This window comes from Blautia sp. DFI.3.45 (assembly GCF_020593505.1).
Lineage (GTDB): Bacteria > Bacillota > Clostridia > Lachnospirales > Lachnospiraceae > Blautia_A > Blautia_A wexlerae.
The window spans coordinates 1-218 of sequence record NZ_JAJDMI010000265.1; the positions used below are offsets into that span (position 1 = coordinate 1).

1 pseudogene is annotated in these 218 nt (G+C 43.1%); it reads left to right on the forward strand.

Annotated features, from left to right (window positions below):
• Positions 1-218 (forward strand): annotated as a pseudogene (locus LJE09_RS17830) (IS200/IS605 family accessory protein TnpB-related protein); the annotation flags it as partial.

Below are 218 nucleotides of genomic sequence, written 5' to 3' on the forward strand. Positions count from 1 at the left end.
TGGAAATGGTTCTGTGTACGTCTGGAGCATACGGATATGGAATATCTGAGAAAATACTGGTCAGGAAAAAAAGCATCTGCCCCGACACTGGAGAAAAGACACCATAAATATTTCCTGCGTTTTACCTATACAGAAGAAGTAACACTTACCAAAACATCTGTGAAAGAACAGGTCATCTGCAGCGTGGACCTGGGGATCAATACCGATGCAGTCTGTAC